The organism is Serratia sp. MYb239, assembly GCF_002966855.1.
GTDB classification, from domain to species: domain Bacteria; phylum Pseudomonadota; class Gammaproteobacteria; order Enterobacterales; family Enterobacteriaceae; genus Serratia_B; species Serratia_B rhizosphaerae.
On the sequence record NZ_CP023268.1, the window covers coordinates 1459817 to 1474376 of the forward strand.

The 14560-nt window shown below is 56.5% G+C and carries 12 protein-coding genes; 8 read left to right on the forward strand and 4 right to left on the reverse strand.

From position 1 onward, the window contains the following. Positions 1-366: 366 nt before the first annotated feature. The 3 genes from betI (at position 367) to betA (ending at position 4285) form a co-directional block, all read left to right on the forward strand. A complete protein-coding gene (gene betI / locus CLM71_RS07025) occupies positions 367-963 on the forward strand; it encodes a transcriptional regulator BetI (RefSeq protein ID WP_105230366.1) in 597 nt (198 codons plus the stop codon). Positions 964-985: 22 nt separating this feature from the next. After that, positions 986-2458 carry a betaine-aldehyde dehydrogenase gene (betB, locus tag CLM71_RS07030; protein WP_105230367.1) on the forward strand — a complete coding sequence of 491 codons (1473 nt, stop codon included), beginning with the start codon at positions 986-988 and terminating at the stop codon, positions 2456-2458. 159 nt (positions 2459-2617) lie between these two features. After that, positions 2618-4285, forward strand: coding sequence for a choline dehydrogenase (gene betA, locus CLM71_RS07035; RefSeq protein ID WP_105230368.1), 1668 nt, complete (start codon positions 2618-2620; stop codon positions 4283-4285). A 99-nt stretch (positions 4286-4384) separates the two neighbouring features. Here the strand turns inward: betA and CLM71_RS07040 are convergent, their stop codons facing one another. From CLM71_RS07040 to CLM71_RS07050, 3 genes are all read right to left on the reverse strand, one after another. Beyond that, a complete protein-coding gene (locus tag CLM71_RS07040) occupies positions 4385-6007 on the reverse strand; it encodes an FMN-binding glutamate synthase family protein (RefSeq protein ID WP_105230369.1) in 1623 nt (540 codons plus the stop codon). Between the two features lie 256 nt (positions 6008-6263). Further along, complete coding sequence (locus tag CLM71_RS07045) at positions 6264-6854, reverse strand: LuxR family transcriptional regulator (protein WP_105230370.1); 591 nt, start codon at positions 6852-6854, stop codon at positions 6264-6266. 22 nt (positions 6855-6876) lie between these two features. Next, positions 6877-7593 carry an EAL domain-containing protein gene (locus CLM71_RS07050; RefSeq protein WP_105230371.1) on the reverse strand — a complete coding sequence of 239 codons (717 nt, stop codon included), beginning with the start codon at positions 7591-7593 and terminating at the stop codon, positions 6877-6879. Positions 7594-8231: 638 nt separating this feature from the next. Between CLM71_RS07050 and CLM71_RS07055 the strand changes: the two genes are divergently transcribed. The 5 genes from CLM71_RS07055 (at position 8232) to CLM71_RS07075 (ending at position 13760) form a co-directional block, all read left to right on the forward strand. Then, positions 8232-8828, forward strand: coding sequence for a fimbrial protein (locus CLM71_RS07055; RefSeq protein ID WP_105230372.1), 597 nt, complete (start codon positions 8232-8234; stop codon positions 8826-8828). A 58-nt stretch (positions 8829-8886) separates the two neighbouring features. Next, complete coding sequence (locus tag CLM71_RS07060) at positions 8887-9588, forward strand: molecular chaperone (protein ID WP_105233244.1); 702 nt, start codon at positions 8887-8889, stop codon at positions 9586-9588. 11 nt (positions 9589-9599) lie between these two features. Then, complete coding sequence (locus CLM71_RS07065; RefSeq protein WP_105230373.1) at positions 9600-12095, forward strand: fimbria/pilus outer membrane usher protein; 2496 nt, start codon at positions 9600-9602, stop codon at positions 12093-12095. Next, positions 12086-13075 (forward strand): fimbrial protein, encoded by a 990-nt coding sequence (locus CLM71_RS07070; RefSeq protein ID WP_105230374.1) that lies wholly within the window; start codon positions 12086-12088, stop codon positions 13073-13075. The genes CLM71_RS07065 and CLM71_RS07070 overlap by 10 nt, the downstream gene beginning before the upstream one ends. Positions 13076-13145: 70 nt before the next feature. Beyond that, positions 13146-13760, forward strand: a complete 615-nt coding sequence (locus CLM71_RS07075) for a fimbrial protein (RefSeq protein WP_105230375.1) — start codon at positions 13146-13148, stop codon at positions 13758-13760. Positions 13761-13848: 88 nt separating this feature from the next. On the opposite strand, the gene CLM71_RS07080 is transcribed toward CLM71_RS07075, so the two are convergent. Continuing rightward, on the reverse strand, positions 13849-14304 hold the full coding sequence (locus CLM71_RS07080) for a helix-turn-helix domain-containing protein (RefSeq protein WP_105230376.1): 456 nt from the start codon (positions 14302-14304) through the stop codon (positions 13849-13851). Positions 14305-14560: the final 256 nt, after the last annotated feature.

Here is a 14560-nt window from a genome sequence, read left to right on the forward strand (position 1 = left end):
GCCTTTCGTCGGCGGCGTTCACCTCCGGCGAAATACGGCAGACAGCCCGACGGCAATCATTACCTTTGCTTTCTAAAAATTACCGCCGCAACTCTTTAGCGCAGCAAAAAACACTGCGCGGCGGGAACCGCTTACAGCCACTGATTTTGGTCAGGTTTGTTAAATACCTCACAAAAATCAGCCAGTTCCACAACCGAATATTACACTTTAGTAACCAAGCGGTAATAAAATATATGCAATTTTTATTGAACGTTCAATCAAAAAAAAGTTTAATAGTCAGGCGACGTTTCTTAATTTTTGCTAAAAACTGCCATACTTGGGCAGGAAACGCCGTCTTACAGAAGACCTGTTTTGAGAGTCGGAGCCATGCCAAAAGTAGGAATGCAGCCGATACGAAGGCAGCAGTTGATTGATGCCACGTTGGCCGCAGTAAACGATGTCGGAATGCATGATGCCACTATCGCGCAGATTGCGCGTCGGGCCGGCGTGTCGAACGGCATTATCAGTCATTACTTCAAGGATAAGAACGGCCTGCTGGAAGCGACGATGCGCTATTTGATCAGCCATCTGGGCGAGGCAGTCAGGCGGCGATTACAGGCACAGACAGACCAGAGTCCGGCTGCGCGTCTGCAGGCGATTGTCGCCGGCAACTTTGACGACAGCCAGATCAACAGCGCGGCGATGAAAACCTGGCTGGCTTTTTGGGCCAGCAGTCTGCATCAGCCGCAGCTCAACCGGTTGCAGCAGGTTAACGGACGCCGGCTGTATTCCAATCTGAGCGCCGAATTTCAGCGCGCGCTGCCCAAAGCGCAGGCGCGGCTGGCGGCAAAAGGGCTGGCGGCACTGATTGACGGCCTGTGGCTGCGCGCTGCGCTGCGCGGCAGCGAGTTTAATCAGGCCAAGGCCATCGCGCTGACCAGCGAATACATTATGTTTCAGCTCCGGGGGCATACGCCGCCCTGAGGACAGCAATAAAGGAGAACCTATGTCCCGTTTTGGCTTACAGAAGCTCTATATTCATGGTGCCTATGTAGACAGTACCGAGGGTAAAACTTTCAACGCAGTCAACCCGGCCAACGGCGAAACGATCGCCGAAGTTCAGGCCGCCAGCGCTGAAGACGTCAACCGGGCGGTGGCGAGTGCAGCCAGCGGACAGCAGGTGTGGGCGGCGATGACGGCGATGGAGCGTTCGCGCATTCTGCGCCGTGCGGTGGATATCCTGCGTGAGCGCAATGACGAACTGGCGGCGCTGGAAACCCTCGATACCGGGAAGGCGCTGTCGGAAACCACCGCGGTGGATATTGTCACCGGCGCCGACGTGCTGGAGTATTACGCCGGCCTGATCCCGGCGATCGAAGGCCAGCAGATCCCGCTGCGCGACTCCTCATTTGTTTACACCCGCCGCGAACCGCTGGGCGTGGTTGCCGGCATCGGCGCCTGGAACTATCCGATCCAGATCGCCCTGTGGAAATCGGCGCCGGCGCTGGCCGCTGGTAACGCGATGATCTTCAAACCGAGCGAAGTCACTTCGCTGACGGCGCTGAAGCTGGCGGAAATCTACACCGAAGCCGGCCTGCCGGACGGCGTGTTCAACGTGGTGACCGGCAGCGGCGCGGAAGTGGGCCAGTACCTGACCGACCATCCGGGCATCGCCAAAGTGTCCTTCACCGGCGGCGTAAAAACCGGCAAGAAGGTGATGGCCAACGCTTCCAGCTCGACGCTGAAAGAAGTCACCATGGAACTGGGCGGTAAATCGCCGCTGATCGTGTTTGACGACGCCGACCTGGATCGCGCGGCGGATATCGCCATGATGGCCAACTTCTACAGCTCCGGCCAGGTGTGCACTAACGGCACGCGCGTCTTTGTGCCGGCGGCGCTGAAATCCCAGTTTGAAAGCAAAATCCTGGAGCGCGTGCAGCGTATTCGCCTGGGCGACCCAACCGACCCGGCGACCAACTTCGGCCCGCTGGTCAGCTTCCCGCATATGGAATCCGTGCTGAGCTTTATTGAAAGCGGCAAGAACAGCGGCGCGCGCCTGCTGTGCGGCGGCGAACGCGTAACCGACGGCGAGTTCGGCAAGGGCGCTTACGTGGCGCCGACGGTGTTTACCGACTGCAGCGACGAGATGGAAATTGTGCGCGAAGAGATCTTCGGGCCGGTGATGAGCATCCTCAGCTACGACAGTGAAGAGGAAGTGATCAAACGCGCCAACGACACCACCTACGGTCTGGCGGCCGGTCTGGTGACCCGCGATCTGGCGCGCGCCCACCGGGTGATTCACCAGTTGGAAGCCGGCATCTGCTGGATCAACACCTGGGGTGAGTCACCGGCCGAAATGCCGGTCGGCGGTTACAAACACTCCGGCGTCGGTCGTGAAAACGGCCTGACCACGCTGGAGCACTACACGCAAATCAAATCGGTGCAGGTTGAACTGGGCGACTTCGGTTCCGTGTTCTGATCCCCACCGTCGCATTCAGGCTGCGGCGCCGTTCGCCGCAGCCTGAATACCCGGGCTATGCCCGTCTTTTTACGTCAAGCAACGCTATTTTGACTGCACAGTATGCGGGCCTGCAGGCCGTTTGCATCACTCAGCTATATCAATGAAAGGAGATAATTGATGGAATACGATTACATCATTATCGGGGCCGGTTCCGCCGGTAACGTATTAGCCACCCGTTTAACCGAAGACGCCGACGTGAGCGTCCTGCTGCTGGAAGCCGGCGGCCCGGATTACCGGATGGATTTTCGTACGCAGATGCCCGCGGCGCTGGCCTTTCCGTTACAGGGCCGCCGTTATAACTGGGCGTATGAAACCGATCCTGAACCGCACATGAACAACCGCCGCATGGAGTGTGGGCGCGGCAAAGGGCTGGGCGGCTCCTCGCTGATTAACGGCATGTGCTACATTCGCGGCAATGCGATGGATTTTGACAACTGGGCGAAAGCGCCGGGTCTGGAAGACTGGAGCTACCTGGACTGCCTGCCGTACTTCCGCAAGGCGGAAACCCGCGATATCGGGCCGAACGACTACCACGGCGGCGACGGCCCGGTCAGCGTTGCCACGCCGAAGGCCGGCAATAATGAACTGTTCCACGCGATGATCGAAGCGGGCGTACAGGCCGGCTATCCGCGCACCGACGACCTGAATGGCTATCAGCAGGAAGGCTTCGGGCCGATGGACCGCACCGTCACGCCGAAAGGCCGCCGCGCCAGCACCGCGCGTGGTTATCTGGACCAGGCGCGCCCGCGGCCGAATCTGACCATCGTTACCCATGCGCTGACCGATCATATCGATTTTGCCGGCAAGCGTGCGGTGGGCGTCAGCTACCTGAAGGGCGACGGCAATGAACTGCATACGGCGCGTGCGCGCAAAGAAGTGCTGCTGTGCGCCGGCGCTATTGCCTCGCCGCAAATTCTGCAGCGCTCCGGCGTAGGCCCGGCGGCATTGCTGAAGCAGCTGGATATTGATGTGGTGCACGATCTGCCGGGCGTCGGCGAGAATCTGCAGGATCACCTGGAGATGTATCTGCAGTACGCCTGTAAGAAACCGGTATCGCTGTATCCGGCGCTGCAATGGTTCAACCAGCCGAAAATCGGTGCGGAATGGCTGTTCAACGGCACCGGCGTCGGCGCCAGCAACCAGTTTGAGGCCGGCGGTTTTATCCGCAGCCGCAAAGAGTTTGACTGGCCGAATATTCAGTACCATTTCCTGCCGGTAGCGATTAACTACAACGGCAGCAACGCGGTGAAAGAACACGGTTTCCAGGCGCACGTCGGTTCCATGCGTTCGCCGAGCCGCGGCCGGGTGCAGGTGAAATCGAAAGATCCGCGCCAGCATCCGAGCATTCTGTTCAACTATATGGCGACCGAACAGGACTGGCAGGAGTTCCGCGATGCGATCCGCATCACGCGCGAAATTATGGCGCAGCCGGCGCTGGATGAGTATCGCGGCCGGGAGATCAGCCCGGGGCCGGAGGTGCAGACCGACGAACAGCTGGACGCCTTCGTGCGTGAACATGCAGAAACCGCCTTCCACCCGTCCTGCTCGTGCAAAATGGGCGAAGATGAGATGGCGGTGGTAGACGGCCAGGGTCGGGTGCACGGTATGGAAGGGCTGCGCGTGGTGGATGCCTCCATTATGCCGCAGATCATTACCGGCAACCTGAACGCCACCACCATTATGATCGCCGAGAAAATCGCCGACCGTATCCGTCAGCGCACGCCGCTGCCGCGCAGCACGGCGGATTACTACGTTGCCGGCGACGCGCCGGTGCGCAAGCAGTAATCAATTTCCCTCTTCGCCGCCCGGCGAGGAGGGAATATTCCCCCGGCGCGTCCTGCACCGGGGTTATTTCCCCGTTTTACCCGGGGCATCACCGATACGTTAAGCCGACAGGGCGACCGCCTGGTCGAAGCTGCTTGGCGTTGCCATACGCCACATGCGGGCGTAAAACTCACTTTTAATCTCTTTTTCCAGCAGCGCGCCCGGTTCCAGATAGTAGTAGATATCGGCGTAGACCTTGATTTCCGTCGGGGTGATGCGGCGCAGCATATGGTGCGACGTTAGCTGTTCCGGACGGCTGACGCCCGCCGCCGCCAGCATTTCGGCCAGCGCCTTCACCGTATTCTGGTGGAAGTGGTACACCCGCTCCGCTTTATTCGGCACCACCAGCGCTTTCTGCCGCAGCGGATCCTGCGTGGCGACGCCGGTCGGGCAGTGGTTGGTGTGGCAGCTTTGCGACTGGATACAGCCGACGGCGAACATAAAGCCGCGCGCCGAGTTCACCCAGTCGGCGCCGAGCGCCATCACGCTGGCGATATCAAAGGCGCTGATGATTTTACCGCTGGCGCCGATCCTGATGCTGTCGCGCAGGCCGCAGCCAACCAGCGTGTTGTGCACGAACAGCAGCCCTTCGCGCAGCGGCATGCCCATATAGTTGGACAGTTCCAGCGGCGCGGCGCCGGTGCCGCCCTCTTTGCCGTCAACCACGATAAAGTCCGGCAGAATGCCGGTGTGCAGCATCGCTTTGACAATGGCGACGAACTCCCACGGGTGGCCGATGCACAGTTTAAAGCCGACCGGTTTGCCGCCGGAGAGCTGCCGCAGCTGCTGGATAAAGTGCATCATTTCGATCGGCGTTCGGAAGGCGCTGTGCGAAGAGGGGGAAATGCAGTCCTGCCCTTCAGGCACGCCGCGGGTAGCGGCGATCTCCGCATCAACCTTTTTCGCCGGCAGAATGCCGCCGTGGCCCGGCTTGGCGCCCTGGCTGAGCTTGATTTCAATCATGCGCACCTGCGGGCTGGCGGCCTGTTCGGCGAAGCGCTGCGGATCGAAGTGTCCGTCGGCGGTGCGGCAGCCGAAATAGCCGCTGCCCAGTTCCCAGACCAGATCGCCGCCGTGTTCCCGGTGATAACGGCTGATGCTGCCTTCGCCGGTGTCGTGGTAAAAGTTGCCTTTGGCCGCCCCGAGGTTTAGTGCGCGGATAGCGTTGGCAGACAGCGCGCCGAAGCTCATGGCGGAGATGTTGAAGATGGAGGCCGAATAGGGCTGGGTGCAGTCCGGGCCGCCGATGGTGATGCGGTAGCTGGTGGGATCGGCGACCGGCACCGGGCACATGGAGTGACCGATGCACTCATAGCCGGTTTTATACACGTCGATAATGGTGCCAAAGGGTTTATCCCCCATCTGGTTTTTCGCCCGGCGGTAGACTAGCGAACGCTGGGTGCGTGAAAAGGGGATCTGCTCGTCATCTTCTTCCAGCAGATACTGGCGCAGTTCAGGGCGGACAAATTCGAAGAAGAAACGCAGCCGGCCGATAATCGGGTAGTTACGGCAGATGGCGTGGCGCTGCTGGCTGAGGTCATACAGGCCCAGCGCGGTCAGGGCGATAAACGCCAGGGCGGGCAGCCAGAACCAGGGCTGTTCCAGGGCCATAAAGAAGAAGGCCAGCGCCAAGATAATGCTCAGCATAAAGCAGGTATAACGGCTGAATAAGGATGATTTCATAACATCTCCTGATGTTTATTTTTAATCCAGACGACAATGCTGATAGAAGCGGCGAAGAAAGCGAAAAACGCCATCATGCCAGCGGGAAATCCCGTGGTGGAAGAGTAACCAAATTGCGGCGACAGGATGTGGCTGTTACTGCTTGTTTACTTGTTGTTACATTAATTTAACTTAATCGGTGGCGTTGGAGAAGGCATCGATCCGCATGCTTGGCAGGCGGGTAAGAAGGAAGGGGGCGCGAAGACGCCCCTTCAGATTATTTGGCCGCAACAAAAATGCTGCTCATGCTGCGCAGGCGCAGCTTGCGCATGGCGCTGTATTTCTGAGAAAAGATGGTTTTTGGATGCGTGCCGCGCTTTTGCGCGATACACAACAGGCTGTCGCCGCGCAGCAGGTTAAACAGCACGTCGCTTTCCGCCGGGCTGAGCTCACGGGTTTTCTGCACCCGGATGCCGCCGGCCATCGGGCTGTCGAACAGCTGCTGCAATTTTTCTTGCAGCGAATAAAGCGGCATGCGCGCGGAGATCAGTTCGACCGTGATCCCCAGCACCGACAGCAGATTGACCACCCGTTCATCGTCGTAGAACACCACAATGCGGGTATTGCTGCGATAACCGTTGTGCATGGCGACCAGGCTCTCGATAACATTGACGCTCTGCTCCAGGTTCTGCGAGGTAAAGATCAGCGCGATGTCATGTTTGACGATCTTCTCCGCCTTGGCGCCGCCGTGCATAAAGTCGGAAAACAGGCGGATATCATATTGGCCGTAATGTTTTTTCAACAGCACGGACAGGCCGACGTAGCTGTATTTACACTCACTAATGACAAGGACATTATTTTTAGGCATAAGGGCTGACCCCAACAATAAGTTAGAAGTATTCAGCTGTCAGAAGCGAATTTAAGTCCCTGATGTCGGACTCCTTCCACAGCTTTCCTTGCAGTGCGTAATAGGGCATTTCGTTCAACCACCTTTTATGGTCGGGCGTTTCCACACCTTCGATAATGACCTTATAATTATTCAGGTAAAAAAAACGCAGTAATGCGCGCATTAAACCTTCGCCGCCGGGCCGTTGCATAAAATTCCACAACAGGAAGCGGTCGAGTTTAACGAAACGGAAACGGCTGTTATAAAGTGCGGAAAAGCCCGCGTAGCCGGAACCAAAATCATCAAGCCAAAACGAATATCCCTCCAGCGTCGGATCGAGGTGGACGCGATCTTTTACCAGGCGCGTCGCGCTTTCGCTGATTTCAAAATGGATGCAACGTATGGACTTTATTCTTTCTGCAAACTGGCTGCTGGCTAATGAAGCCAGTGAGTGATCGTCAACATTTAGCGTGACAATCACCTGATGTTGATTGAACCAGGCCTGATATTTCTCTATCAGTTCGACCTGCTCTTGCAGGATTTCGATGCGGGTCAGGCCGTCCGCGCTTTTGAAGAACTGCTCCGGCGAGCAATGAGCGAATACGCTGTCCAGGGTAAAACGCGACAGGCATTCAACGGCGATCAACTGCCCCGTTCTGGTGAACATCGGCTGAAAGGTAAAATAGATACCGTTATTTCTCTCTATAAAAGAAGTGCTCATTTACCAATCCTTGGATTGAATTACAGTTCATTGTTTTTTAACTGGTTAATAATTTATTTGGCAGGTTTTATTGGTAAGATTCTTATTTATAACCGCCTTTGCCTTTTCTTTGGTGAAGTGGGTGTCAAAATACATGCCTGATTTTCACTTCTCTTTTAAAATCAGAAAAGTTGCACTCATCGCTCTGCCGTAATGCACTGATTTAACGTTAACTTGCCGTTAGTTTTGTTTATCTCCCGTGTAAAATACAGACTATTCCTATCTTTTAGAATCGTCAATATCGATCGATGGGTAATCGTTGATAGATTTTTCCTATCAAGGAGGCATTTATGAATGTTATAAACGATTTTAATTTATTGGGGTGGTGAGACTAGGATACTTCCGAAATGGAACATGTTACGGCGGAATTAAATCTATTCCTCGTGATTCTGTCGTTTATAACTTCGGAATTCTACCTATAGGTAGTGACAAATATTGCCTGCAAATATGGATATTTAATGTATTGCCTGGGTGACAGTCAGCATTTCCATTTTAGTTAACGCATAGTGACGGGACGGCAAGATTGTATTCCTTAATCTTCTGTGCGGACTAACGACTATATCAATCATTTTCGATAAATTCCGACATAGGATATTACAATGAACAAAGTATTACTCTCCGCAGTAGCGACCGCTTTTCTGGGAATGTCTGCCGCACACGCTGCATCCGAAAATGTTGGCGGCGGTCAGGTTGACTTCTACGGTAAAGTAACCGACGTATCTTGTACTGTTTCTGTTAACGGTCAAGGCAGCGACGCCAGCGTTTACCTGTCGCCGGTAAGCCTGAGCGAAGTGAAAAACTCAGGTGCCAACACTTACCTGAAACCTAAGTCTTTCACCATTGACGTTACCAACTGCCAGGCGGCCGATACCGAAGTCAGCGCTGACAAACTGGGCGTTAACTGGACCGGCGGTAACCTGCTGACCGGCGCAAGCGGCACCACCGCAGGCTACCTGGCCAACACCGAAGGTACCGGTGCGCAGAACATCCAACTGGTGCTGTCTGCTGACGATGCGAAAAACCTGACCAACAAAATCATCCCAGGCGATGCCAACCAGAAAGCAGCGACCAGCGTTGCTGACCTGGACGGCGGCAAGCGCTTCACCTACTACGTAGGCTACGCTACTGCGACCCCAGACACCGTAACCAGCGGTGTGGTCAACAGCTACGCGACTTACGAAATTACCTATCAGTAATAATCTTTTGCTGAACAAAAGCGGCAGCGCGTCTGCCGCTTTCATTTCTGAGGTTATGATGAAATTTATTGCCCTTTTTTTCTGTTTCATTTTCAGTTTCTCTGCTTCCGCCAACAATATTATCGCTAACGGCACGCGCTTTATTTATCCGGGAAATGAAAGAGAAATAACGGTGCAGCTGTCCAACTCAGCTGATCGACCGGCGCTGGCGCAGGCCTGGCTGGATAATGGCGACGCGAATGCCACGCCGGATACTATCGTGACGCCTTTTTTAATTACGCCGCCAATTTCCCGTGTGGATGCGAAAAGCGGTCAGACCCTGCGTATTAAGCTGGCGAATAAATCTGGCCTGGCGACGAATAAAGAGAGCCTGTGGTGGCTGAATATTCTGGAGATCCCGCCAAGCAATACCGAGCGCCAGCAGGAAGGGCAGAACGTACTGCAGCTGGCGATTCGCTCACGCTTTAAATTCTTCTATCGTCCGAGCGGGTTGGGCAATCGCGACGCCGCGCCGCAGCAGCTGGTGCTGAAGGCGGCGGGTAATAGCCTGACGCTGAATAATCCGACGCCGTTTTATATCACCGTGACCAAGGTTTCACGCGATGGCAAAACGGCGCTGAACGAACGCACTCTGATGCTGGCGCCGCAAAGCAGCGGAACGCTGAACACCAAGACGGCGTTCAAAGCGGGCGAAACTCTGGTTATTAACAATATCAATGATTACGGCTCAGACGTTGCCATTAAACTCGCGGTAAAATAGGGATATTTCAAATGAAACAGTGGGTGCCGATAAAAGCATTGGGTTGCAAGCTCTCTGTGACGATCGTGGTTTCGGCTTGTATTTCTCCGGCCGGCGCGGCGGAGCCGCAGGAAAATCAACAGCCGCTGTATCAATTTAACGATGGCTTTATCGTCGGCAGCAAGGAGAAGGTCGACCTGACGCGCTTTAGCACCGTAGCGATCAGCGAGGGAACCTATTCCGTCGATGTCTACACCAACGATGAGTGGCGCGGGCGTTATGACCTGCAGATCACCCGCGATAAACAGTCCAAACTGGGCGTCTGCTACACCGCCAAAATGCTGTCGCAGTTTGGCGTGGCGGTGGAGAAACTCAATGAGGCGCTGAGCAAAAATCCTGAGTTTTGCGGCCGCCTGAGCGAGTGGCGCCAGGATGACAACCTGAAAGACAACTTTAACCAGTCTTCGCTGCGTCTGGATCTGTCGGTGCCGCAGATCTATGAAAACCGCATGTACAAAGGTTATGTAGCGCCGGAGTTCTGGGACGAAGGCGTCCCGGCGCTGAATCTGGCCTATACCGCCAACTACTACAACAACCATGTCTCTTCCGCGCAGGGTTCAGATGACTCCAGCGCTTATCTGGGCATCAATGCGGGTTTCTCCTATGACGGCTGGCTGCTGAAACACATCGGCAACCTGGATTGGCAGCAGCAGCGGGGCAGCACGCGCTGGAACTCCAACCAGACCTACCTGCAGCGGCCGATCCCGCAGATGAAGTCGATCTTTACCGGCGGCCAGTTCTTTACCAACGGTGAGTTCTTCGACAGCGTGGGGCTGCGCGGGGTGAACCTGGCGACCGACGACAACATGTTCCCGGACGGCATGCGCTCCTATGCGCCAGAGATTCGCGGCGTGGCGCAAAGCAACGCCCTGGTCACCGTGCGCCAGAGCGGCAATATCATTTATCAGACCTCGGTGCCGCCCGGGCCGTTTAACATCAACGATGTGTATCCGTCCGGCTATGGCAACGATCTGGAAGTGACGATCAAAGAGGCCGATGGCTCCGAGCAGCACTTTAACGTGCCTTACTCGTCCGTTACCCAACTGCTGCGTCCGGGCATGATGCGCTATACCTTCGCCGTCGGTAAGGCCGACGCCGATGACCTGCGTAATAAGCCGGCGATTGTGCAGGGCACCTATCAATATGGCGTGAATAACCTGTTCACCGGCTATTTCGGCGTCAGCGGTTTTAACGACTATCAGTCGGTGCTGCTGGGCAGCGGTATCAATACCGGTATCGGCGCGCTGTCGCTGGATATGACGCAGTCGCGCCTGAAGCTGAAAGATGAAGATAAAACCGGCCAGAGCTTCCGCCTGAGTTTTAACCGCATGTTCTCCAGCACGCAGACCAGCATCGTACTGGCGGCGTACCGCTACTCCACCAAGGATTATTACAACCTGAGCGATGCGCTGTACACCATCGACAGGGAGAAGAGCGGTAATAACCGCGAAATCTGGCGGGAGAAAAACGGCTTCAGCTATACCGTCAACCAGGATCTGCCGGAAGGCTGGGGCGGCTTCTACTTTACCGGGCGGATTGCCGACTACTGGAACCGCAGCGGCACCGAGAAGCAGTATCAGCTGAGCTACAACAACATGTGGGGCCGCATGACGTATAACGTCGGCGTGCAGCGTGTCTACTCGGCCAATAACGGCGGCAACAACAAAGACGATCGCATTTCGCTTAACTTCAGCTATCCGCTGTACTTCGGCGAAAACCGCCGGGCGAACCTGAATTCGAACACCGTCTTCAACAATTCGCACTTCGGCAACTCGCAGGTGGGTCTGAACGGCTCCTTCGGTGAAGAGAACAACCTGAGCTACGGCGTGACCACCTCGGTGGCGCGCGGCGGCGACCACAACGTCGGCCTGAACGGCAGCTATCGCGCGCCTTATTCGACGCTGACCGCCAGCTACAGCCAGGGCGAAGGCTATCGTCAGAGCGGCCTGGGCGCCAGCGGCTCACTGATTGCCCACGGCGGCGGGGTGACGCTGTCGCCGGAAACCGGCACCACCATGGCGCTGATCGAAGCCAAAGACGCCAAGGGCGCGATGCTGCCCGGCTCGCCGGGCACCCGGGTGGACGGCAACGGCTATGCGGTGCTGCCTTATCTGCGGCCGTACCGTATCAATGCGGTGGAAATTAACCCGAAAGGCAGCTCGGAAGACATCAACTTTGAGAAGACCGTTGCGCAGGTGGTGCCGTATGAGGGCAGCATCGTGAAGGTGAAATTCAACACCACCGTTGAGAAGAACCTGAACTTCCGCGCGCGGCAGAGCAATGGCGAACCGCTGCCGTTCGGTGCGGATATCGTGGACGAAAACGGTAAATATATTGGCGTCGTGGGCCAGGGCAGCACGCTGTTTATCTCCTCGGACACCGCGAAGCAGGCGGTAATCACCTGGAGCAACGGTCGGTGCACTATCGCCCTGAACCCGGCCTCAACTAAGGATGCGGTATGTCAGTAAAAAATCTCTGTCGTTGGCTGGTGGTGATTGCCGCTCTGGCCGCCGGGCAGGCCTATGCCGCCTGTACCCGCTACAATACGCCGACCGTGCAGCTGGATATGGTGGTCGGCCGTGTGGTGGTGGACCCGAACGCGCCGATTGGCTCGGTGCTGTATGAAAAGAGCTGGACCATGAGCCAGAGCGGCATCAACTACTACTGCACCGGCCGCAACGACTTTTCCGCCAGAATTGTCGCCACCGGCGTGCAGGATCTGGGCAACAAGGTATATTCCACCAACGTGCCGGGCATCGGGCTGCGTTTCCGCCGCGGCGGGTCGATCCAGTTCACCTATCCGGAGGTGAAAAACTTTGATGGCGGGCGTGGTACGCGTTACTACCTGGCGGGTTCTACCTTTACTCTGCAGGTGATCAAGACCGCGGCGGTAACCGGCAGCGGCAGCGTTGCCAGCGGTAAATATACCTCGTACGACTATGTATACGGCTCCAACCCGATTCTGGAAACTTACCTGAGCGCCAATGCGCTGACCATCGTTTCGCCGTCCTGTACGGTGATGGGCGGCAATAACTTCAGCGTGGATATCGGCGCGATTAAAACCAGCGACCTGAACGGCGTCGGCACCTTTGCCGGCGGGCGAAAATTCCCGATTCAGCTGCAGTGCAGCGGCGGCGTCAGCGTGGCCGGCTATGCCAACGTCAATATGACCTTTGACGGCAACCTGGCGACCGGCACTGCGCTGAGCCAGGGGGTGCTGAAAAACGAGCGAACCGACAGCAGCGCGGCGCAGGGCGTCGGCGTGCAGGTGCTGGACAGCCGGATGAACCCGCTGCAGTTTAAAAAGGCGTATAACGTCGGCCGTCTGGCAAATAACCAGATGCAGTATATCGACCTGTCGTACACCGCGCGTTTTTACCAGTACCTGTCGAAGATTACCTCCGGCGCGGTTGAAGCCCATATGGTGTTTAACCTGACCTACGACTAACGGAAACGGACTCGCCTCCGTCCGGGCGCAGCGCCTCTGCCTGCGCCCCTGTATATAAAGGAACGCTATCATGAAACGCTGTGTATCATTGCTGATTGCCGGAATGGGGTATTGCGCGCTGGCACAGGCTGCGACGCCGAATGCCGACGGGGGCCGGGTGGATTTTCTGGGCAAAATCACCGATACCTCCTGCTCCGTCTCGGTCAACGGCCAGGGCAGCGACGCCAACGTTTATCTGGCGCCGGTCTCGCTGCAGGAAGTGCATAACCGTGGCGCCGGCGCTTATCTGAAGCCGAAGTCTTTTACCATTCAGCTGAGCAACTGCCAGATTATGGAAGGCTCTGCGGAAACGCTCTCGGAGGCCGATCTGCGTAACATCAGCGTCAGCTGGGTGGGAGGCAATCTGCTGCAGGGCGCGAATGAGGACGCCGGCTATCTGGCGAACAGCCTGAGCGACGGCGCCAGTAATATTGCGCTGGCCCTGTCGGTAAACGGTAACGATACCCTGGACAAGTCGAATAAAATTATTCCGGCCGATCCGGATCAGAACAGCGTGCAGCCGGAGATCGGCGCCAAGGACGTCGGCACCTTTACCTATTACATCGGCTATGTGACGCAGGCGCCGAAAAAAACCACCTCCGGGCCGATTCATAGCTACGCTACCTATGAGATTCGCTATAACTAACTGATCGTCCGGCCGCGTAAGCCACAAACAATCAGGGCGCCGTTATCATGACGGCGCCCTTTTTTATCGGCGGATACGGCGGGTGAGGCTAGCGCTGCCCCATCCAGTTGCTGCATTTGCCGTCGACGCACTGTTTGGCGTACAGCAGCTGTAGCCCCGGCGAGTCCTGATGTTGTGCCGGCTGCGCAGCGGCAGGCAGCGGCGCATCGTCAAAGCTGCCCCAGTCGCTGCGACGGTAAACCGCCGGCGTTTTGCCGAACTGTTTTTTGAACGCACGGGAAAACGAGGGTTGGGAATCAAAATGATATTGCAGGGCGATATCCAGGATCGGGCGCGGCGTCGATCGCAGCGCCTGAGCGGCTTTCGACAGCCGGCGTTCGCGGATGTAACTGCCGAGGGCGTGGCCGGTGGTGCTGCGGAACATGCGTTGCAGGTGCCATTTGGAGTAGCCCGATTTTGCCGCCACGTTATCCAGCAGCAGCGGTTGGTCCAGGTGAGTTTCAATCCAGTCCAGTAAGTCGTGAATGATATTGGCGCGATCCATTATTTAAATTCTCCCGCAGGTACGACATTCAGATCTCAAGAGATAAGGCGTCGCCATTCATACGTAAAACCGGTGTTTCAGGTATGAACAGGCTAATTATCCAAGTTTGTGCTTTGATAATAGGCGGGCAAAATCCATTACGCAAGAGGGAACTTGGTAAATCAGGGGAGCGAAAAATGCTCCGCTGGCGGTAGGGGCATATCAAGGCGATATGAGTGATTGCCGGTGGCATTGAATATTCCCGCGAATCCGACGA

Excerpts from the sequence above, each read along its gene's own strand:
- betI (WP_105230366.1), top strand. The coding sequence starts at position 367 with ATGCCAAAAGTAGGAATGCAGCCGATACGAAGGCAGCAGTTGATTGAT.
- betB (WP_105230367.1), top strand. The coding sequence starts at position 986 with ATGTCCCGTTTTGGCTTACAGAAGCTCTATATTCATGGTGCCTATGTA.
- betA (WP_105230368.1), top strand. The coding sequence starts at position 2,618 with ATGGAATACGATTACATCATTATCGGGGCCGGTTCCGCCGGTAACGTA.
- CLM71_RS07040 (WP_105230369.1), bottom strand. The coding sequence starts at position 6,007 with ATGAAATCATCCTTATTCAGCCGTTATACCTGCTTTATGCTGAGCATT.
- CLM71_RS07045 (WP_105230370.1), bottom strand. The coding sequence starts at position 6,854 with ATGCCTAAAAATAATGTCCTTGTCATTAGTGAGTGTAAATACAGCTAC.
- CLM71_RS07050 (WP_105230371.1), bottom strand. The coding sequence starts at position 7,593 with ATGAGCACTTCTTTTATAGAGAGAAATAACGGTATCTATTTTACCTTT.
- CLM71_RS07055 (WP_105230372.1), top strand. The coding sequence starts at position 8,232 with ATGAACAAAGTATTACTCTCCGCAGTAGCGACCGCTTTTCTGGGAATG.
- CLM71_RS07060 (WP_105233244.1), top strand. The coding sequence starts at position 8,887 with ATGAAATTTATTGCCCTTTTTTTCTGTTTCATTTTCAGTTTCTCTGCT.
- CLM71_RS07065 (WP_105230373.1), top strand. The coding sequence starts at position 9,600 with ATGAAACAGTGGGTGCCGATAAAAGCATTGGGTTGCAAGCTCTCTGTG.
- CLM71_RS07070 (WP_105230374.1), top strand. The coding sequence starts at position 12,086 with ATGTCAGTAAAAAATCTCTGTCGTTGGCTGGTGGTGATTGCCGCTCTG.
- CLM71_RS07075 (WP_105230375.1), top strand. The coding sequence starts at position 13,146 with ATGAAACGCTGTGTATCATTGCTGATTGCCGGAATGGGGTATTGCGCG.
- CLM71_RS07080 (WP_105230376.1), bottom strand. The coding sequence starts at position 14,304 with ATGGATCGCGCCAATATCATTCACGACTTACTGGACTGGATTGAAACT.